At 63.7% G+C, this 19,217-nt stretch carries 25 protein-coding genes and 1 tRNA gene; 20 read left to right on the top strand and 6 right to left on the bottom strand.

All coding sequences use genetic code 11. The features are described from left to right. Positions 1 to 137: 137 nt before the first annotated feature. Both pal and EDE12_RS09315 read left to right on the top strand, forming a co-directional pair. Entirely contained in the window at positions 138 to 656 is a 519-nt protein-coding gene (gene pal, locus EDE12_RS09320; protein ID WP_024879912.1) for a peptidoglycan-associated lipoprotein Pal, read from the top strand. 88 nt (positions 657 to 744) lie between these two features. Next, a tRNA-Trp gene (locus EDE12_RS09315) sits at positions 745 to 821 on the top strand. A gap of 23 nt (positions 822 to 844) precedes the next feature. Here EDE12_RS09315 and EDE12_RS09310 read toward each other — a convergent pair. From EDE12_RS09310 to EDE12_RS09295, 4 genes are read right to left on the bottom strand one after another with little or no spacing between them, the layout of a single operon-like run. Further along, positions 845 to 1,972, bottom strand: a complete 1,128-nt coding sequence (locus EDE12_RS09310; RefSeq protein ID WP_051592463.1) for a tyrosine-type recombinase/integrase — start codon at positions 1,970 to 1,972, stop codon at positions 845 to 847. A gap of 53 nt (positions 1,973 to 2,025) precedes the next feature. Beyond that, positions 2,026 to 4,047 (bottom strand): ParB N-terminal domain-containing protein, encoded by a 2,022-nt coding sequence (locus tag EDE12_RS09305; RefSeq protein ID WP_026598628.1) that lies wholly within the window; start codon positions 4,045 to 4,047, stop codon positions 2,026 to 2,028. After that, positions 4,044 to 4,256: a hypothetical protein gene (locus EDE12_RS09300; protein ID WP_026598627.1), complete on the bottom strand. Its 213-nt coding sequence runs from the start codon at positions 4,254 to 4,256 to the stop codon at positions 4,044 to 4,046. Before EDE12_RS09300 ends, EDE12_RS09305 begins: the two co-directional genes overlap by 4 nt. Next, positions 4,253 to 4,657: a hypothetical protein gene (locus tag EDE12_RS09295; protein ID WP_134188061.1), complete on the bottom strand. Its 405-nt coding sequence runs from the start codon at positions 4,655 to 4,657 to the stop codon at positions 4,253 to 4,255. Before EDE12_RS09295 ends, EDE12_RS09300 begins: the two co-directional genes overlap by 4 nt. Positions 4,658 to 5,007: 350 nt before the next feature. Here EDE12_RS09295 and EDE12_RS09290 point away from each other — a divergent pair, with 350 nt between their 5' ends. Further along, complete coding sequence (locus EDE12_RS09290) at positions 5,008 to 6,135, top strand: DUF2235 domain-containing protein (RefSeq protein ID WP_084768630.1); 1,128 nt, start codon at positions 5,008 to 5,010, stop codon at positions 6,133 to 6,135. Between the two features lie 84 nt (positions 6,136 to 6,219). Here EDE12_RS09290 and EDE12_RS21840 read toward each other — a convergent pair whose 3' ends face one another. Then, positions 6,220 to 6,453: a hypothetical protein gene (locus EDE12_RS21840; protein ID WP_051592655.1), complete on the bottom strand. Its 234-nt coding sequence runs from the start codon at positions 6,451 to 6,453 to the stop codon at positions 6,220 to 6,222. A gap of 18 nt (positions 6,454 to 6,471) precedes the next feature. Here EDE12_RS21840 and EDE12_RS09285 point away from each other — a divergent pair, with 18 nt between their 5' ends. From EDE12_RS09285 to EDE12_RS09235, 11 genes are all read left to right on the top strand, one after another. After that, positions 6,472 to 6,885 carry a hypothetical protein gene (locus EDE12_RS09285; RefSeq protein ID WP_157198936.1) on the top strand — a complete coding sequence of 138 codons (414 nt, stop codon included), beginning with the start codon at positions 6,472 to 6,474 and terminating at the stop codon, positions 6,883 to 6,885. Then, complete coding sequence (locus EDE12_RS22100) at positions 6,872 to 7,201, top strand: hypothetical protein (protein ID WP_208326063.1); 330 nt, start codon at positions 6,872 to 6,874, stop codon at positions 7,199 to 7,201. The genes EDE12_RS09285 and EDE12_RS22100 overlap by 14 nt, the downstream gene beginning before the upstream one ends. A gap of 29 nt (positions 7,202 to 7,230) precedes the next feature. Beyond that, positions 7,231 to 7,413 carry a hypothetical protein gene (locus EDE12_RS09275; protein ID WP_134188059.1) on the top strand — a complete coding sequence of 61 codons (183 nt, stop codon included), beginning with the start codon at positions 7,231 to 7,233 and terminating at the stop codon, positions 7,411 to 7,413. A gap of 320 nt (positions 7,414 to 7,733) precedes the next feature. Next, the gene (locus EDE12_RS09270) at positions 7,734 to 8,141 is read left to right on the top strand and encodes a hypothetical protein (RefSeq protein ID WP_134188058.1); all 408 of its coding nucleotides are present in this window, start codon (positions 7,734 to 7,736) and stop codon (positions 8,139 to 8,141) included. Positions 8,142 to 8,180: 39 nt separating this feature from the next. Then, positions 8,181 to 8,390, top strand: coding sequence for a hypothetical protein (locus EDE12_RS09265; protein ID WP_026598620.1), 210 nt, complete (start codon positions 8,181 to 8,183; stop codon positions 8,388 to 8,390). Further along, positions 8,390 to 8,677, top strand: coding sequence for a DUF2312 domain-containing protein (locus EDE12_RS09260; RefSeq protein ID WP_026598619.1), 288 nt, complete (start codon positions 8,390 to 8,392; stop codon positions 8,675 to 8,677). The genes EDE12_RS09265 and EDE12_RS09260 overlap by 1 nt, the downstream gene beginning before the upstream one ends. Next, positions 8,670 to 8,888, top strand: a complete 219-nt coding sequence (locus EDE12_RS09255) for a hypothetical protein (protein WP_026598618.1) — start codon at positions 8,670 to 8,672, stop codon at positions 8,886 to 8,888. Before EDE12_RS09260 ends, EDE12_RS09255 begins: the two co-directional genes overlap by 8 nt. Then, a complete protein-coding gene (locus tag EDE12_RS09250) occupies positions 8,885 to 9,874 on the top strand; it encodes an MT-A70 family methyltransferase (RefSeq protein ID WP_026598617.1) in 990 nt (329 codons plus the stop codon). The genes EDE12_RS09255 and EDE12_RS09250 overlap by 4 nt, the downstream gene beginning before the upstream one ends. Continuing rightward, entirely contained in the window at positions 9,871 to 10,395 is a 525-nt protein-coding gene (locus EDE12_RS09245; protein ID WP_026598616.1) for a hypothetical protein, read from the top strand. Before EDE12_RS09250 ends, EDE12_RS09245 begins: the two co-directional genes overlap by 4 nt. Continuing rightward, entirely contained in the window at positions 10,392 to 11,063 is a 672-nt protein-coding gene (locus EDE12_RS22450; protein WP_198029882.1) for a site-specific DNA-methyltransferase, read from the top strand. The genes EDE12_RS09245 and EDE12_RS22450 overlap by 4 nt, the downstream gene beginning before the upstream one ends. Beyond that, on the top strand, positions 11,060 to 12,025 hold the full coding sequence (locus EDE12_RS09235; RefSeq protein ID WP_026598615.1) for a helix-turn-helix domain-containing protein: 966 nt from the start codon (positions 11,060 to 11,062) through the stop codon (positions 12,023 to 12,025). The genes EDE12_RS22450 and EDE12_RS09235 overlap by 4 nt, the downstream gene beginning before the upstream one ends. Positions 12,026 to 12,089: 64 nt before the next feature. Here EDE12_RS09235 and EDE12_RS22225 read toward each other — a convergent pair whose 3' ends face one another. Beyond that, complete coding sequence (locus EDE12_RS22225; RefSeq protein ID WP_245275757.1) at positions 12,090 to 12,500, bottom strand: hypothetical protein; 411 nt, start codon at positions 12,498 to 12,500, stop codon at positions 12,090 to 12,092. A 220-nt stretch (positions 12,501 to 12,720) separates the two neighbouring features. Between EDE12_RS22225 and EDE12_RS22095 the strand changes: the two genes are divergently transcribed. The 6 genes from EDE12_RS22095 to EDE12_RS09200 all read left to right on the top strand — a co-directional run bounded on the left by EDE12_RS22095 (position 12,721) and on the right by EDE12_RS09200 (position 19,194). Then, positions 12,721 to 13,074, top strand: a complete 354-nt coding sequence (locus EDE12_RS22095; protein ID WP_026598613.1) for a hypothetical protein — start codon at positions 12,721 to 12,723, stop codon at positions 13,072 to 13,074. Positions 13,075 to 13,225: 151 nt separating this feature from the next. After that, positions 13,226 to 13,843: a P27 family phage terminase small subunit gene (locus EDE12_RS09220; protein ID WP_051592461.1), complete on the top strand. Its 618-nt coding sequence runs from the start codon at positions 13,226 to 13,228 to the stop codon at positions 13,841 to 13,843. A gap of 6 nt (positions 13,844 to 13,849) precedes the next feature. Continuing rightward, entirely contained in the window at positions 13,850 to 15,637 is a 1,788-nt protein-coding gene (locus tag EDE12_RS09215) for a terminase TerL endonuclease subunit (RefSeq protein WP_026598612.1), read from the top strand. 9 nt (positions 15,638 to 15,646) lie between these two features. Beyond that, entirely contained in the window at positions 15,647 to 17,035 is a 1,389-nt protein-coding gene (locus EDE12_RS09210; protein ID WP_026598611.1) for a phage portal protein, read from the top strand. A gap of 4 nt (positions 17,036 to 17,039) precedes the next feature. Continuing rightward, positions 17,040 to 17,828 (top strand): head maturation protease, ClpP-related, encoded by a 789-nt coding sequence (locus tag EDE12_RS09205; protein WP_166671845.1) that lies wholly within the window; start codon positions 17,040 to 17,042, stop codon positions 17,826 to 17,828. A 76-nt stretch (positions 17,829 to 17,904) separates the two neighbouring features. Next, the gene (locus tag EDE12_RS09200; protein ID WP_026598609.1) at positions 17,905 to 19,194 is read left to right on the top strand and encodes a phage major capsid protein; all 1,290 of its coding nucleotides are present in this window, start codon (positions 17,905 to 17,907) and stop codon (positions 19,192 to 19,194) included. Positions 19,195 to 19,217 lie beyond the last annotated feature (23 nt).

The following is a 19,217-nucleotide window of genomic DNA, read 5'->3' as shown; positions in this document are numbered from 1 at the left end:
CGTTAACCTTACTGCGCTTTCGCGCGCCGCATCGGGACGCGCAAAGCTTTCGTCAAGGTTGACGGAACCTTCGCTTAACCCCTGCGCGGATAGGACTGGCGACAGTAGAGACCCGTCGTCAGAGGAGCTTAGAGGAAATGGCATTGCTTTCCGCCACGCGCGCCCTGCGCTTCGCCGTCGCCATTCTGGCGGCCGTCTCGCTCGGCGCCTGCGCCAAAAACGCCGAGGATGAGAACGCCGCGCTCGCCGGCGGCGCCGGCGCCAATGGCCGCGGCGGCTACGCCGCCCCCGGAAGCCCGCAGGATTTCGTCGTAAATGTCGGCGACCGCGTCTATTTCGAGACCGATTCGAGCGAGCTGACGCCCACCGCGCAGGCGACGCTCGACAAGCAGTCCGACTGGCTGCAGCGCTACGGCCGCTATTCCTTCACCGTGGAGGGCCATGCGGACGAGCGCGGCACGCGCGAATATAATTTCGCGCTCGGCGCCCGCCGCGCCGAGGTGGTGAAAAATTATCTGGCCTCGCGCGGCCTCTCCGCCGGGCGCATCCGCACGATCAGCTATGGCAAGGAGCGCCCGGTCGCGGTCTGCGACGATATTTCCTGCTGGTCGCAGAACCGCCGCGCCGTCACCGTGCTGTCGGGCGGCAATTCTTGACCCGCAAAATGCGCCGAGGCCCCTCCCCGGCGCTTGCATCCTCGGCCGCGATGCGGCATTGAGAGCCCCGACGGCGCGCCGTCACCGCAGGAGTGTAGCTCAATCGGCTAGAGCACCGGTCTCCAAAACCGGGGGTTGGGGGTTCGAGTCCCTCCACTCCTGCCAGCTCCGAAAATCATACAATGAAATCAGTCTGTTCCGTCCTGTGGGACAGCATCCGTCCCATTCGGTGGGACATTTTGTTCCCCGGCCGTTTCCCCGATCAGCCTTACGGCGCCCGCTGCGAGGCGCTTGCTGTTCGCGCGGCGGACATAGGTCGAGGCCTGACCTAGCGTCGTCCAGCCATAGAGCGCCATGAGCTGGCGCTCGCTCGCGCCGCCGTCGGCGGCGATCGTCGCCCCGGCCTTGCGCAGCCCATGGGCGCTGCAATGGGGCAGGCCCGCCTCGGCGCATTTCTCCCCGAACCAATTGCCAAAGCCGGCGGCCGAGAAAGGCGCGCCATATTCGGTCAGCAAAAAGGTCATGTTCCCGGCCGGGCCGGCCTCGATCGCCGTCCGCAGCGGTTCGACGATCTCGACGAAGACCGGGTCCGCCCGGAGCCGCTTCGTCTTCTCCGGGACGAAGGCGATGACGCCGTTGCGCATATGCTGTCGGCCGAGCGTCACGACGTCGCCGCGCCGGGCGCCCGTGTAGAGCAATAGCGCATAGGCGAGCCGGGGTTTCGTTCCGATCGGCCAATGCGCCTCGAATTTCGCACGCTCCTCGTCGGACCAGCTATGGAAGCCGTCCGAGGCGTAGCGCAGCGATTCGACGCCCGCGACGGGATTGTCCGTCCAGCGTTTCGATTTCACCGCCCATGAGAACATCGCGCCGAGATATTTCAGGCGATTGTTCGCCGCGCCCGGCGTCGTCAGCTTGCGGTCGCGCAAGGTCTCGACGTGCCGCGAGCCGAAAGCCGCGAGCGGACAATCGCCCATTCTGGCCTTGGAGGCGGGGGCGATCGGCTCGGCGAAGCATGCCTCGAGGATATTTCGCCGCAGCCGCTGCGATCGCGCGTCGAGCTGACGGAAGATTCCGCTCGCGAAATATTCCCGGCCGAGCCATTCCAGCGAGCCAGGGCGAATCGTCTTGCGTTCCGCCGCCGCGCCCTGCCCCGCTTCCAGCTCGGCGCGCGCGGCATGATAGGCGGCGACGAATTCCGGGCCGGGCGGCTCGCCGCGAATGCGCCGCTTGCGCCCGTTGATGCGCACGTAATAGCGGTCCGTGCCATATCGGTCGGTATCTTTTACGAGATATTTGAACTCGATAGACGCCATGTCACTGGGACCGGGAGCGCAGCGCGCGGGTTCGGGTCGGCGGCGCGCGCGCGTCACGGGGCCGTCTCGCTCCAATCGACGGCCTCGGCCTCGGCGAATTCGCTGAAGCGGTCGAGCAAGGCCTTCGCCTTGATGCGGCCGTCGCCGCCGCGGACGCAGCGCTCCTCGAGGAAGCGCTCGACGGCCTGGGCGATCGTCGGCGCGTCGTCGCCGTCGCTCCCCTGCCCTGCGGCCTTCGCCGCTTCGTCGCGCGCGATTTCCTCGACCATGGCTTGCGCGGTCGAGCGCTCGTCTCTCGGCTTCGATGCGGACAGCGACGCCAGCGCCTCGGGAACCCAACGACGGTCGCGCGCGAGCAGAGCGGCGCGCTCGACGATCTTCGGCTTGCGGAGCTTGCCCGCCTCGTTGGCGGCGGCCTCGCCGTCGATCGCGCGGATCGCGTCGAGCGCATCCTCGCGCGAAAACGCCTCGAACAGCGCTCTATAGTCCAGCGCGTCGCAGAGATCGGCGCGCAAGTCGACAAGGCCGGCGGCGAGCGAGACGAAATTCTGCGTCTGCGACGGCTTTAGGTTCTCGAGCCAAAGCGAGCGGCCGATCAATTCCGCGAAGGCGGCGGAGAGGTCGGCGAGCGGCGCTCGAGCGACGATCGCGAGGCCCTCGAGAAAATGCGCCGGCGCGAGCCGCTGCAACAGCGCGTGACGCGGCGGCGAGGCAATCGTGATCTCGCGCGCGAGCCCGACGCCGATGCGGCCATGCGAGCAGCCGAGCGCCGCCACGGCGAAGGAAAGCGCGAGGTTGAGATTGCTCGCCGTTGCAATGGCGAGCGCGCCGCCGAGCGCGTCGGTCAAGACGGCTTGCGCGTCCTTGCCGCCCGGCGCGGGCGGGATCGTCGGCGGCTCGGGCTCGCGGGCCTCGCGCGCCTTCGACGCGCGCCGATCGGTGGCGCGCGCGGCGCCCGGCTCGTCCTCTTCCTCCCGACGTGGCTCTTCCTGCGGCTTCGCTTGCGGCACCGCGCGGACGATCTCGACACGCCCTTCGCTGTCCAGCTCGGCGCGAACGCCGAGCGTGGCGCGCGCCTTTTTCGGCACAGCGCGAAGCAGCGCGCGGACGTCGATCTCCTCCTCTTCCCGATCGAGCGCGGCGCGCCGCTCGGCGTCGTCGCAGTCGCGTCGCTCGGCGCGGATGGCGTCGAGGCGGCGCTCTTCCGCCTTCGTGTAATCTGGCTCGGAATAGGCGGGATCGGCGTCGCCGCCGCCGGCGATCTCGGCGCGGCCCCACCCTTCCGCCTCGGCGATCTCTTCCGCCGCCGCGAGCAAGAAACCATCCTCGAAGCTCTGCGCGATCGTCCGATCCAAAAGAACCGTCTCTTCCGAAAAGAGGCTGTCTTCGATGCGCCCGCCCATGAGCTCATAGCTCGCGCGACGCCCGCGCTCGGCGAGAATGAATTTCGAAAGCGCCTCATGCGCCTCGACGGCCTCGCGGCGGAGCGCCTTGCGAATGGCGTGGGCGGACCAGACTTGGCTCGACGGCCCGTCGAGAAAAGCGTCCTGCGCTTCGATCGTTCCGGCCGTGAATGCCTCGGCGAGCGTGCGACTGATCTCACCCGCTTTCCACAAATCGCGAACGCGCGGGCTCAATCGGCCGAGCGCGAGCCTTTGGCGAACATGGCGCTCGGTCAGAGCGAAATCGCGCGCGATCGTCGGCACGTCGAAGCCGGATTTCTCGAGGTCGGAAAAGGCCTCGAACTCTTCGACCGGATGCAGCGGCTTTTGCGTGACGGCTTCGGCGAGCGCGGCCTCGCGCGCCTCGGCGTCCGAGCCGGTGAAAATGCGGACCTCGACGACGCGGTCTTCCGGACCGAGCGAGCGCAAGGCGCGCCAGCGGCGCCCGCCCGCCAAGACCGCATAGCAGTCTTCTCCGGCGACCGCGCGAATGAGGATCGGGTGCAGGAGCCCGCGCGCGCGGATCGTCGCCGCGAGCGTCGAGACGTCGCTCGCCATATCCTGACGCGGGTTGAGCGGCGACAGGCGCGTGACGAGGGACAGCGGCAGCTCTTCGTCTATGATCGCGCTCATCGTTCGGGCCTTTCCAGAAATTTCATGCGCGGAAGGGAAATGACGATGGTCCGCAGGCCGATGCTGTTGCGATAATTGACGTCGACGCGTGTGACGGAAATCGTTTCGATCGGCGCCGCTTTGCGCGCGCGGGCGCGCTCGATCGTCGGGGCGAGACGCTCGCGCGGGCCGCGTCGAACGGGTGGCTTGGTGAAATCCGTTTCATTCATCGGGAGACTCCGGACGCGATGTCGCGCGCGCCGTCGATCGCCTGCGCGCGGTTCAGGCAAGCGCGCTGCTCGCGCGCCTTGGCGACGATGAAAGGCGCGAGCTTTCGAATGTCGCGCCACGGCATGCGCTGCGCATGCAAATGGAGAAAAAGGCCGGTCTCGTCGTCGAGGTCGAAGTCCGGCGGCAAGAGCGATGCGGTGATCGTCGCCGCGCCCGCGTCGTCGGGCGAAAGCGACGACAAAGGATCGTCCGAAAAAGCGGCGCGGCGGATCGCTTCCATCGCAGCGGCGGGGCCGTATTGGTCGAGCTGATCCTTCGTCCAACCGAGGGCGGCGAGATCAGTGAAATCGACGAAACCACACGTCGAGCGAAGAACCACCACATCCGCGGTCATAAGCACGAGGATTTGGCGCGGCTCGAGCAAACTGGCGCGAAACTGCGGCAGGTCTGTCGCTGCTACGGCGAGTGAAACGGAGGGTTGCACGATGGACCATTGCGAAGCGTGGACGACGCAATGACGGTAAGGTAGTATTACCTAATGTCAAGCCATAATTAGGTATTATTACCGATTTTGCTACCCTCCTCTAAAGTGAGCCCGTGGAGCACGTCGTTGTCGTGGACGCAGTCTCCCGACCTGGTGGCACTTTACGCGACTTCGCTCATAATGCGGTGAGAGTTACCGCCAACCTTCCGCGGGCAGAGCGGTCCCAGCGCAAGGGCAGCGGCGTCTTTGCGGAGCACGTGAGCGCAATGCCTAAGAAGCTTGTTATTTTTTGTGACGGGACCTGGAATGAACCAACGGCGCACAACACCAATGTTGTACGCTTGCTGCAAGCAACAGAATTGAAATGCAAAAACGGCGATCCACAAATACTGCATTACATAGCTGGAGTTGGAAATAGGAAAATAGAAAAATACAGAGGCGGTATTTTAGGATATGGCGTATCATATAATATAAAGGATGCTTACTCATTTATCGTTAGTAATTATGAGCATGGAGATAAAATTTATCTTTTTGGTTTTAGTCGCGGAGCCTTCATCGCGCGAGTAATTGCCGACATGATTCACAAATTTGGGGTGCTTCGCTGTCAGGATCTTCATCTAGTTGAAGAAATATACAGGTATCATAAATCAAGAAGCGAAGAGTGGCGACCGCAAGAGGCAAGAACACGAAAATTTCGGGAAGATAATTTCTGTTATTACCCGGTCGGAATTCGTTTTCTCGGAATATGGGACACAGTCGGAGCGCTGGGCATTCCATATTCCGCAACCTTAGGGCGCCTGAACGATCGGTTTTTCAAGACGGGTTTCCATGACAGCATGCTGAACGTGAGTGTCGACGCTGCCTACCACGCTATAGCTGCGGATGAACGGCGTTGGCCGTTTCGCCCGATGCCGATTGAACTCTCCGACTATCATCGTCAGCGCAATCAAAGAAATATCGCTGAGCATGGCTTCCCGCTTTATGTTGAGCGCTGGTTCCCGGGCGTCCATTCAAACGTTGGCGGAGGCTATCGAGAGCATGGACTGTCGGACTATACGCTGCAATGGATGGCAGAGCGTGCCAAAGAAAATGGGCTGAATTTAAAAGACCTTGGCGAAGCTCTGTCAGGCTCGAACAGGCCTTTCGCGCCCGACCTAAAAGAGAAGATAGCAAATAGCCAAACTTTGCTTTATCGCATTCCCACAGTTTTACTGGTAAAAATTCCAAGCTACTTTGGAATTACGTCTGCACACCCGGCAACAGACCAGCCTTTAACAAAGAACATTAAGTGGAACGGCGATTACGTTCGCCCGATCGGCACACAAGAAGAAGTGAGCGACCTTCCCGATAAAATGGGCGTTGATCCGGAATATCGCCCGCCTCAACTCCGGTGACATGATTAGTTCCATTCCTAGACCAAGACATTCCGCTTCAGAAACCTAACACCTCATCAAGGCGGGGCGCATCGAAGTTCCAAATTAATGATATCCGGGCGTCATCTCCCGCACTCGGGCGGCCCATAGGATCGCCACGTCATAAATCGGCGGCTCGGTGTTCGACAAAAGCGTGTGCTTCCCCGGCAATTGCCCGCGCACGACCTTTTTGACCAATATCCGACCGTCGTCGAGCCCGACAATGCAGAGCCGATTGATGAGATCGGCGTCGATCGCCTCGCGCCGCCCGTCGCAGAACAGAAACCATCGATCGAACAACGGCCCGAGAGAATCCCCATGCACCTCGACGGCGAACGAATGTTCGTCGAAAGCGGGCGGCGGCTCTATCCAGCGGTCGCCGTCCTGATTTTCCGCATAGAGGATCGCTGCGGAGCCGGCTCGAACAACGCCCGCAAGGCGGATTTGCGCGCCCGTTTCGGCATCCTCCCGGCCAACACCTTCGGCGAGCCATGCAACCGTCGTCTTCAGGACCGGCGCGAGGGCCGCGAGCGTTGTCGTCGTGATCCCGGTCCGACGGCCGTCGTTAATGGCGCGTCTCAGGTTACGAATCGCATCGGTCTTGCCGGCGCGCTTCGACGCAGCCGATTCCGAGAGGCCGACGACCTTCAGGCGGCTTTCGATCCGACGCAGGATGGCCTTCAAATCCATACGGTATTTTTACCTGACTCGGGAAAAAGTGACGATCGGTAATTTAACCGTTGTCAAAGCAGGTATTATTACCTATTTCTGCGCTATGGCCACGGAACACGATCTCATCGCTCTCGCCGACGCCTACGCTGCCCTAACCGGCGCAAGCGAAACGACGATCAGCTCCCGCGTGTTCGGCGACAGCAAAAAGCTCGCCGCAGTGCGCCGGGGCAAAGACATAACCCTGCGCCGCTTCAACGCGGCCATCGGATGGTTCGCGGACAATTGGCCGACTGACGCCGATTGGCCGCTGAACATTCGACGTGCGAACGGCGCAGCATCGCCATCCTCCCTTTTTCCAGCCGAGAGTGATGCATGATCTCGGAAATGTCGCCACAGAATAGCGAATTGATCGCGGTCGAACGTGGTGCGCTGCAAAGCGTTCTGCTCGCCTTCCGTATCGAGGGCGGCAAAAAGCTGGCGCTCCGCCTTTCGATCGCCGATGCGCGCGCCCTGCTCGAGGCCCTGGGCCATGTCGCCGATGGCCGCGCCCTGCGTTCGTCCGTCAAGCGCGAAACCGAGGGCGCATGAGACCACAGCGCCGCTCTTTTCGCGCCTCGGCGCATTCCTCTTCGCGCGGCTTCCCTGCTCTTTGCCGCGCGTCGCGACTGGCCGCCGTAAGCGGCCGCTTAGCCCTCCTTGGGCGTTTCCTCCCTAACTCCCCCGAGGCTTCGGCCTCGGGGCCTTTTGCGTCTGCGTTCATTGCGTTCACTCGGCGCGCGCCAACGCGCCGTCTCACCTGTTCCCGTTCCAAATCGAGGCCGATGCGGCGCGCCAACGCCGCGGCGGCGATCTAGGGCCTCCGAGCAATGCGCCTCGTCGATGAATTCTCGTTCGCTCCGAGCCCTTCGATGCATGCAGCATCGGGGGTTTCAGTGGGAAAAGATTCGACGAAATTTGGAAAGCTTTCCGGAAATCCTGGAAACTTTTCCAGCCTGCTCGGCCGGGAGGCGCTCGAACGCCTCGTCGCCTTTCTGCTGCGCTTGCATCCGCACAAGACCGCGGAAGCCGTGGAGGCCATCACATGCGGCGCCGTGAAGGCGGATCGCGTGCGCAAATGGCTCGCCCTGCAATGCGCGCCGGACTTTCTCGCCCTTCTCCATCTGATCCGCGCTTATGGCGCGGATTTTCTCGTCTTCGTCATTGGCGGCGACGCGCCCGAGAGTCTGCTCGAGGCCGCGATCGCCGAGCGGCGTGCGCGTTACCTCGAAAGCGTTCGAAAGCTCGAGGAAGAATTCGAGTCTCTGTCCAGTCGGTAATCCCGAGTTTCGACGTCACTCGAACGCGCGAGATTCCTCATGCGCAAATTCCGATTGCGCGCGGCCTTGGCCGCGTCGCTTCTGCGCGACCTTTTTCTCGGCTGCGCCTTGGCCGCGTCATGGCCGTTTCGGCGCGCGGCGCGCGGCTTCGACGCGCTCGCGCGCGCGCTCGCCTCCACAGCTTGCGACGCGTCGCCCGCCGCCGACGAGGATCTGAGCGCGCATTATATCGATACGAGGTCGCTGTAATGCCGGCGCTCATCAGCGTCGACGGCGTGAGGCTGCGCGCCTTCATCCTTCGTATCGAACGGCTCGCCGAAGAAAAGGACGCGATCTCGGCCGATATCAAAGACGTCTACGGCGAGGTCAAATCGGTCGGCTTCGATCCGAAGATCGTCCGCAAGATCGTCGCGCTTCGTCGCGTCGATAGAACCAAGCGCGAGGAAGAGGCCGAAATCCTCGACCTCTATCTGTCCGCGCTCGGCGATTTCATGGATACGCCGCTCGGCGAGGCCGCGAGGCGCGACGATGAGTGATCTCTTCGGCGCGGCGCGCCGCGCGAGCCGGCCGCGCGTGAAGCCGACGCGCGCCGAGATCGTCGAGCGCTTCGGCGTGAGCGATCTCAAATCGCCGCGCGCGCATCTGTGCTTTCGCTGCGGCGCGTCGACGGGCCTCGGTTTCGGCAGTCTTCATCGCGGAACGAAGATCGTCTTCGCCTGCAAAGAGCATTTCGGGGAGCTGCAATGAGCGGGCTCGCCCGATACGAGGCCGCCCGCGCGGCGCTCGCCGAGGCCTATCGCGTCGACGAAGCGAAAAAGATTCGCGATTCCGCGAAGGCGCTTCAGGAATATGCGCGCCAAGCCAAGGACGGCGATCTGATCGGCTGGGCGACGGAAATAAGGCTGCGCGCCGAGCGCAAGGCCGGCGAGCTGTTGCGGAGCATGGCCGAGACGGGCGAGCGCGTCAAAGGCGGCGATCCGAAGTCGCGGCCTGCGACTATGGCGACGCTCGCCGATCTCGGCGTATCGAAAACGCAGTCGAGCCGCTGGCAAAAGCTCGCCGAGCTGCCGAGTGCTGCGTTCGAGCGAAAGGTCGAAGCTGCAAAGCACGAAGCCGAGCGCGCGCTCGTCGCGACGCATGCCGAGCGCCAAGCCGAAAAGAAAGAGCGTCGCGCCGAGCGTGAGAAAGAACTCGGCGCGAGGATCTGCGCATGGCCGACGAAGCGCTACGGCGTCATTTATTGCGACCCCGCTTGGAAGGAAACGGCTTGGTCCGAGGAAACGGGCTATGACCGCGCGGCGGCCAATCATTATTCCGTGATGACGACGGAAGAGATCGCCGGGCTCGACGTCGCTTCGATCGCCGCGGACGATTGCGTTCTCGCCATGTGGGCGATCGCCGCGATGATCGTCGAGGCGCTGCGCGTGATGGAGTCTTACGGCTTCGCCTATGTCACGCAAATCGTGTGGGACAAGGGGCGCATCGGCCTCGGCCGTTGGGTGCGGACGCGCCACGAAATCCTTCTTATCGGCAAGCGCGGGAAGGTCGTTCCGCCGGCGCCCGGCGAACAGCCGGAATCGGTGATCGTCGCGCCGCCCGGCGCGCATAGCGCCAAGCCCGAAATCTTCGCCGAGCTGATCGAAAGGCTCTGGCCGACGCTGCCGAAAATCGAATTGAACCGCCGCGGGCCGGCGCGCGACGGGTGGGACGCCTGGGGGAACGAGGCGTCATGAGCGAACGCGTTCAGCTCTTTTCGCTCGCCGAGCAAATCGGGGCCGTCGATCGCGCGCGCCGGATCGTCGGCGGCGGCGCGCGCGTCCCCTCGCGCGCGGCCGAACGCGATTATGACGTCCAGGCGCTCGCCGCGGCGCTGCGAACGCTCCAATGGGTGCGACGGCACGAAGCCGAAATCCGCTCGGCTGTCGCGCCCAAGCAGCCGACCGACACGCCTGCGGCCGACGACGCGCGCGCGTCCGAGCAAGCCGCCACGCCGTGCGAGGATAAGGCGAAGCCTTGCGAATTCCCGCTCGCGCGGCGGGCGGCGATGCGCTGCGCCGAAGGCGCGTTTCAGAAATTCCTCGGCGTCGACACGCCCGAGGGCGCGGCGGACGCGCTGCGCCGCCGCTGCGATGTCGCAAGCCGCAAGGACTTCGATCGCGACGCCGCGGCGCGCGAGCGCTGGCGCGCCGTCGAAGTCGAATTCGGGGCATGGCTGCGCTGCGCCGGCGAGCCCAGCGGGAGCGCCGCGCCATGACCGCGCCGCGCATCGAAAGGCTCTCCGAAGGCGTGACGCTGTGGCTCGCCGATTGCCGGGAAATTTTGCCGCAACTCGGTCGCTTCGACGCCGTCGTGACCGATCCGCCCTATGGGCTCGGCGACAAGATGCAGGGCGGCACATGGGGCGCCAAGGCGGGCTTCAAGGAAATGGCCCGATGGGATCGCGCGCCCCCTGAAGAGCAGGTGCTCCGGGATCTGATCGGCCTATCGAAACATCAAATTTTCTGGGGCGGGCAATATTTCGCCCTTCCGCCCGCGCGATGTTGGCTGATCTGGAACAAGACCAATGCTGTTCCGACCATGGCGGATTTCGAGACTGCCTGGACCAATCTCGATCGACCTTCGAAGCGCTTCGACGCGCCGGTCGGCCGCGTCGAATATGGACATGCGACGCAAAAGCCGCTCCCGCTCATGATGTGGACGCTCGGCTTCGTCGCGAGCGCGCGAACGATTCTCGATCCGTTTTGCGGAACCGGAACGACCGGCGTCGCCGCCGTGAAGCTCGGACGTCGGTTTGTCGGAATCGAAATCGAGCCGAAATATTTCGAGGTCGCGCGCCGGCGTATCTCCGACGCGTTGCGCGAGCCCGATATGTTCGTCGCGCCGGTCGCGACGCCTCCGAAACAGGGGGCGCTCGACCTATGAGCATTCAAGCCATGAATTGGGCGCTCGGCAAGGAAACCGGAAGCCCTTCGGCGAAAGTCGTGCTGCTCACTTTGGCGAATTACGCCAATCAAAATGGCGCGGCCTTTCCGAGCCATGAGCAGCTCGCCGAGGAAACCGAGCAATCGACCGATACGGTCGCGCGGCGGCTTCGTGAACTCGCCAAGCTCGGGCTGATCTACCAGACATATCGCTACAGCTCGAACGCAAACGGCGGCCGGCGCAGCAATGAATATGTCGTGCTGCATGACGACCGCGCGCGCGGCTATGCGCGCGATCTCGGCTGGGAGGAGCTTAGCGATGGCGATGAAGAACAATTCGTGCGCGAGGCAGGCGAGCAGGCCGAGCGCGCGGCCGAAGCCGAAACGGCTTATGCCGCAAATTGCGGGTTAACCCCGGATGAGGTTAACCCGCAAATCGAGGGTAGGTTAACCCGCAATGGTGCGGGTTATTCTAAGGAAGACTCAAACCTAGAACCCAAACCTATACCCCCCTTACCCCCCAAGGGGGGCATGGGCGAGCGCGCTTCGCGCTTCGACGAGTTCAAAAAGGTTTGGCCGTTCGATCTCGTCGACCTCGTCGAGCCGGCTCGCCGGCTGTTCCTGCGGCTCTGCGACGAAGACCAGGCGCTCGCCGTCAAATGGGCGCCCTCCTACGTCGAGGCGTGCAAAGCGCAGACGCGCAAGCGGATGACCGCGGCCAATTGGCTGCGCGGCAAGGGCTGGCAGGCGTTCAACGCCAAGCCCGACACGGCGGCCGTGGCGACGGTGTTCATCCGCGAGGGCTCGCCGCAATGGCTGGCCTGGGAGCGTTGGCATCGCGAGGCCAAGGATGTCCGCATGCCGGGCGGCAAGCTCTTCGCCGTCGATATGAAGATCGGGCGCGGGCGATACGAGAAATCCGAATGGCCGCCGCCGAAGCCGAAGGACGGCGACGCCGCGTGAGGGCGTGCGCCGCATGTAGCGCGTTCGCGTCGTGGTTCGGGAGCGGCAAGGTTTTCGGGGGCCTTCAATGATGCGCTGGTATGTCGTCGAAGCATTCGAGGGAAAGGACTTCGACGTCTGTCTTCGGCTCGCCGCCGCGCGCTTCCGCGTCTGGCGCCCGATCGACGAGATCAAGATCAGCCGACGTTGGGCTGGCCGCAAGAGCGATCGCGTGACGAGAGCGATTCGCAAGGTTCCTCGCTTCGGACGTTATCTCTTCCTGGAGGTCGCCATGTCCGAGGCCATTCGATGGGCGATCTCCGCCACGCCCGGCGTTCGTGGATTCATCTGCGCGGCGGGCTCGAGCGAACCGGCTGCGGTCCCGAGCGAGCTGATTGAATTCTATCGCAATCATGCGCCGAAGCGCGACGCGCGCGGCAATTCGATCGGCAAGGGTGATCGCGTGCGGATCGCCGCCGGACCATTCGTCGATCATGAAGGAAGCGTCGTCGACATTGACAAGCGTGGAATCCTCCGCCTAGAAATTTGCATCTTCGGCAGTCCGACGCCCCTCATCATCGAAGTCGGACACGTCGAGCTTGTGGAGCAAGGCCAACGGCCTCCGATCGGGCTCGCCGTCAAAGCGCACTGCGGACGAAAGTCGGCGTGAGTGCGAAGCTTTCGACATTTCCCCTTGCTGTGAAGGGCTAGAGCCCATGGCCAAGGCCCCTCGCCTCGCCGGTCGGCGCGGCGCTGTTCCCGCGTCCGTCGTCGACGCGCGTCCGCAGAGCGACGCGGACTATGAGCGGCGACGTCGCGACGCTGCGCCGTGGCGCGCATGGTATGGGCTCGCGCGCTGGCGCGCCATTCGAGACGAGCAATTGGCGCGCGAGCCTTTGTGCCGCATGTGCCTCGCCGATGGTGTCGTCGTCGCCGCGAGCGTCTGCGATCATATCGAGCCGCATCGTGGCGACGCGAACAAGTTTTGGAACGGCCCCTTCCAATCGCTCTGCGCGTTCCACCACAATCGCGACAAGCAGCGCGAAGAGGCCGAGACGCGCCGCGGCTGACCTTCGCCGATCGCCGCCGCCGATCGCGAACAGCCCCAAGGGTGGGGGCGGTAAAACCTCCCGGCCCCCTCCCCCGCGACCGGTTGCTCAACTCCCGGCAAATCGCCGCGAAATCCGCGGAAATGTTTTTTTGGAGCGTCGAGAGGAACTTATGGGACGTCGTCGCGATCCGCCGGAGTTGCAGGCGGCGAAGGCCTATCCGGGCAAGCGGCGGTCGAAGACCGATCGCCAGATCGCCGACGCCGAGTCGCTCGCGTCACTGCTCGCGGCGGCTCCCGCCGAATCGGACGACACGCTCGCGCCGCCGTCGCTGCTCAATGACGGCCGTCTTCTCCCGGCGCTCACGATCTGGCGCGAATACGCGCCTCGCCTCGCGAAGCTGAACCTCTTCGCGCCGCTCGACCGCCATTCCTTCGCGATTTTCTGCGTCTATTACGCGGACTTCGTCGCCGCGCAGGCCGACATAAACAAAAACGGCTTCAGCCGGCTCGTCAAAACCGTCTCCGGCGACCGCATGCCGCGCAACAATCCCGCCGTCGATCGGCGCGACACGGCCGTCAAATTCATCCTCGAATTCTCGAAACGGTTCGGCCTCACGCCGCTCGACCGCCTCGACCTCATCGGCAAGCAGGCCGGCGGGCTCGCCGGGGGCCTCTTCGACCAGCCCGGCGCGCCCAAGCAGCCGTCCAAAGACGCGCCGCAGGCGGAAGACGGAATCGTCGGCCTCGCCAATCGCTTCGACTCGCCGCCGCCCGGCACTTATCAGTGAGCGCGCATGGACGTCGCGCTCCCGGCCGGCGAGGCCTCGGCCGCGGCGCTCGCCTGCGTCGCGGGCGACGCCTTCACGCCCGAGCCGGAATGGATCGTCAGGGCGTCGGCCCTCGGCTGGGAATGGCCGAGCATCACATGGCGCCGCGCCGCCCGCGTTCCCGGAGCATGGTTCGATGCGGCGAAGGCCGATGCGATCGTCGAGCTATGGCCGAAAATATTCCGTCTCACGGATGACCGCTTCGCCGGCGTCCCCTTCCGTCTTGCCTTCTGGCAGGAAATCACGGTCCGGATGCTCGTCGGCTGGAAGGTTCCCGTCGAGGTTCTCGACCCGCAAACGCATGAAAAGAGTTTCGAGCATGTCCGGCTGTTCCGCCGTCTCATGCTGTGGATTCCGCGCAAGAACGGCAAGAGCGAGTTTCTCGCCGCGCTCGCGCTTCTCTTTTGGGTGCTAGAGGGCGTCGTCGGCGGCCAGGGCTTCGTCTTCGCGCGAAACGAAGAGCAAGCGAAGATCATCTTCGACAAGATGAAGGCGATCGTCGTTCAAAACGACAGCCTGAAGTCGTCGATCGGCATTTTCCGTAAATCCCTATGGATTCCCGAATGTCGCGCCAGCTTTCAGCTTCTTCCGGGCAAGGTCGAGGGAAAGCACGGCCGCTCGCCGACCGTCTCGGTCGGCGACGAAATGCACGAATGGATTTCGCGCGAGCTGGCGACGACGCTGCGGCAGGGCATGGGCGCTCGTTTGCAGCCGATAGAGCTATTCGCGTCGACCGCGGGCTTGAAGAGCGCGCTCACCGGCTGGGAACTCTTCGATGAGAGTCAAAAAATTCTCGCCGGCCCGATCGCGCCGCCGACCGCCGAGGCCGACGAAGGCGCCGGCATTTACGAGCCGTCGACACTCGTCGTCATGTTCGCAGCCGGCGAGGATGACGACTGGCAAGACGAGGAAGTCTGGCGCCGCGTCAATCCGAACCTCGGCCTTTCGCCGACGCTCGACTTTCTGCGCGGAGAGGCGCGCATCGCGAAAGGCAATCCGCGCGCCGAGTCGCATTTTCGCCGCTACCATCTCAATCAATGGGTCGAGGCGATCTCGCGATGGCTCCCGATCAAGAAATGGGACGCTTGCGGCGAAAAAGACGGCTGGCGCCGCTTTTCGAAAGAGCTTCGCGGCAAAAGCTGCGTCGGCGGCTTCGACATATCGTCGACCATCGATATCACCGCGCTCATTTGGTGGTTTCTCCCGGAAGAGCCCGGCGACAAGGTCCGCCTCGTCGCGCGCTTCTGGGTTCCGGCCGACAATATCGACATCCGCTCCAAGCGAGACCGCGTCAATTACGACCGCTGGCTCCAAATGGGAGCGATCGAAGCGACGCCCGGCGATTACGTCGATCAATCCTATGTGCAAGCGGCGATCGTCGAGGGCCTCGAGCTCTATGATGTGCGCAGGATGGGCTATGATCCGTGGAATGCGACGAAGCTCTATACGGATCTTCAAAACGAAGGCGTCGACGCCGATCTCTTCTTGAAGGTCCGCCAAGGAATCCCCAGTCTCGGCGAGGCGTCGAAGGATTTCGAGCGTCTCGTCTTCGCCGGCCTGCTCGACCATGGCGGCCATCCGGTTTTGCGATGGATGGCGCAAAACGCGCTCGTTCGCTTCGACCGCAATATGAATTTCGCGCCGGACAAATCCAAATCGCGCGAGAAAATCGACGGCATAGCCGCCGCGATCAACGCCAATGTCGCCGCGATCAACGTGGCGCCCGCCGCCGGCTCCGGCTTCCTCGATTATTGAAGGCTCCGCATGTTCGGCTTCGGAAAGCGCGCGCGGCTGCGTCGCGAGATCGAAACCCTGCGCCTCGAGAAAGAGGCGCATGATCTGCGCGCCGCGGTTCAGAATTCGGGAACGACCGCGACCTATCCGCTCTCCGATCCGCTCGCCTTCGAAAAGCTGTTCGGCCCTCAGACGAATAACGTCTCGGCCGACAAAGCGCTCACCCATAGCGCCGTCTATGGGTGTGTCCGCCTGATCGCCGGCTGCATCTCGATGCTGCCCTTCGCTCTGTTCGACGAACACGACGACGGCCATCGCGTCCGCGACCGCAAGTCGCCGCTCGCGCGAATGCTCGACAGGCGGCCGAATTCCCGCCTTTCGGCATCCATGTTCTGGCGCTCTTCCGTCGCCGACATGCTGCTCAACGGCAACGGAATCGCATGGATCGAAAGGAAATCGTTCCGCGCCGCCGAGCCCTATGAGCTGCATCAGGTGCCGTGGGCGCGGACCGGCGTTCGTCTCGACAGCGTCGCAGGTCGGCCTTTGCAGGTCTATACGATGACTCTCGACGACGGGCGCATGATCGTCGCGCCGCAAGACGACGTCTTGCATATCCCCGGCTCGCCGATCTGGCAGATTTTCCGCGCCATGTCGCCACTTACCGCCTATGCGATGAGCGTCGGGATCGGGATTTCCGCCGACGCCTTCGCCAAGGCCTATTTCGACAACAGTTCGTCGCCGGACGGCTACATCACCTTTCCGAATGGCGTCGCCAAGGACACGCCCGACGAAATCCGCAAGCATTGGATGGCGAAGCATGGCTCCGACAATCGCTTCGCCGGGCCGGCGGTATTCACGAACGGCGGCGAGTTCAAAGAGCTGCGCATCAATGCCGCGGACGCGCAATTACTCGATACGCGCCGATTCAGCGTGGAGGATATCGCGACGCGCATCTTCGGCGTTCCGGCGCATCTCGCCGGACTGACCGACAAGGCCACGTCCTTCGGCAAGGGCCTCGAGGAACAGACGCAAGCGTTCGTCGATTTCACGCTCGGCCCGCATCTCTGCGCCATCGAAGACGAGGTGAACGAAAAGCTCGTTCCCGATGGAAAGGTCGCCGAATTCGACCGCGAAGGGTTCGTGCGCGGCGACATGAAGACGCGGATGGAAGCTTTCCAGATCGCGCTCGGCGGCAATAACGGCCCCGGCGTGATGACGGCGAATGAGGTTCGGCAAAAGCTCAATATGGGGCCGTCGACCGATCCGAGCGCCGACAAGCTCGTCACCTGGGAACGCAAGGCGCCGCAGATCGGACAGAACGGCGGCGCGTCAGCCGAGGAAAGCGCGAAGCCCGAGCCCCCGCCGCCCGAGCCGACGCAACAATCTTCATCCCGCCCGTCGCGAAAGTCGAGGAAGTGACGCCATGCCCATGCGCCGACTATTGAAACTGCTCGCCGCGAACGGCCCCGGCCGCAAGCCGAAAATCGTCAGAGGCTATGACCCTGATTGGGATGGCGACGACGATAGCAATCCGGCCTTCGATCCGGACCGCGACGGCGATGAAGCCTCGATCTATGTCTATGACGTGATCGGCGGTTGGGATCAGCCGACGACAGAGGAAATCGTGCGGGGCGTTCGCGCCCTCGCGGCGAAGACGATTCATCTGCGCATCAATTCGCCCGGCGGCCTCGTCTTCGAAGCGACGGCGATCAAGACCGCGCTCGAGCAGCATCCGGCGCGCGTCATCACCCATATCGACGGAATGGCCGCCTCGGCCGCGTCGACGCTCATGCTCGCCGGAGACGAGATCGAAATCGCGCCCGGCGGCTTCGTAATGATCCACAATCCCGAGTCGATGGCCTGGGGCGACGCCGACGAAATGCGAAGTTGCGCCGACATGCTCGACGCCATTCGGGATTCGATCGCGAGCCAATATGCGACTCGCGCGAGCCTTTCGGTCGAAGAGCTGACGGCCATGATGAAAGCCGAGACCTGGCTTTCGGCCGAACAGGCTGTCGAAATGAAATTCTGCGACCGTATCGCCGCCCGCACGGCGCAGGCGAGCAATCTGCGCCGCTTCGACCTCTCGGCTTACGACCATCCGCCGAAGGCGCTGCTCGCCCCGCCGCAGGCCGACCCTGTCGCCGCATATCTGAAGACCTCGCAAGAGCGTCACGCCCGCATGTTGCGGCTGTTCGAACGCGCCGCCTGATCTTTCCCCGCCTTTCCCTTTACCGGGAAATCGCCCCTTCACGGGGTCTCACACTCCGCCAAAGGAGCAATCTGCCATGTCGTCTCTGAAAAGTTTGCGCGAAGAGCGCGCCCGCAAGGTGACGGAATATAAGAATCTGGTCGAGTCGAAGGACTACACGAAGGAAATCGAGGCCAAAGCCGACGCGGTCTTGATCGAAATCGAGCTGATCGATGGCCAGATCAGCCGCGTTCAGAATTCCTTGACGCTCTCCGCCGACGACGCGACAGATTTCAACGCCCGCGCCGCGAGCGACAAGAACGGCAAGAGCGTCGACGAAAACGCGCATCGCGTCACGCAGGCGCGCGCCGCCTTCGCCAAGGCCTTGGCGCAGGGCGTCGCCGCACTCTCGGCCGAGGAAGCGGCGCTCGTCTCCGCCGCCGACCCCCGCAACCGCAATCGCGTCTTGAACATCGCCGAGGGCTCTTCCGCGACCGGCGGCGTTCTCGTTCCGACCATCGTCATGCCGACGCTGCTCGAATTCCTGAAGGCCTATGGCGGCATGCGCGTCGTCGCATGGATTCTCGCAACGGCCGGCGGCCAGCCCTTCACCTGGGGGACGACGGACGACACGGCGGCGGAAGGTGAGATCGTCGCTGAGAACGCCACGGCGGCCGACGACGATATCGCCTTCGGCTCCGTGTCGGTCGGCGCCTATAAATTCTCGTCGAAGACCATTCCAGTCTCGATGGAAATTCTTCAGGACGCGGCCATCAATGTCGAAGCCATCGTCTTGCGCGCGCTCGCCACGCGTGTCGCGCGCGGTCAGAACCGCTATTTCACGACGGGAACGGGAACGGGCCAGCCGCAGGGCGTCGTCACCGCAGCCTCGGTCGGCTATACGGCGCCGGTCGGCAATGCGACCTCGCTCGCCTATGACTTCTTCATGGAACTCTATCATTCGGTCGATCCGGCCTATCGCGCCTCGGCGAGCTGCGCATGGATGATGAACGATAAGACCTGGAAGGTGGTCAAAAAGCTCAAGGACGCCAATAATCGTCCGCTCTTCCTGCCCTCGCTCGAGGCGGTTTTCGCCGGCGGCGAGTCGACCGGCTATCAGATCGAAGGCAAGCCGATCGTCATCAATCAGCACATGGCGGACCTCGCGGCCAACTCGAAGTCCATCGCCTTCGGCGACTTCTCCAAATATTTGATCCGCGACGTCATGGACGTGCTCATCCTGCGTTTCACCGACTCCGCCTATGCGAAGAAGGGACAGGTGGGTTTCTTGGCCTGGGCGCGCGCCGACGGCCGCATGATCGACGCCAAGAATGCGACGACGTCGGCATGGGAATCGATCCGCACATTGCAGCAATCCGCCACCTGATCGCGCCGCGCCCGGCCGCGCGG

Origin of the sequence: Methylosinus sp. sav-2 (genome assembly GCF_004366495.1) — a bacterium.
Classification (GTDB): domain Bacteria; phylum Pseudomonadota; class Alphaproteobacteria; order Rhizobiales; family Beijerinckiaceae; genus Methylosinus.
Note: the sequence above shows the minus strand (reverse complement) of the source record. Positions and strands in the feature narration are given on the sequence as shown.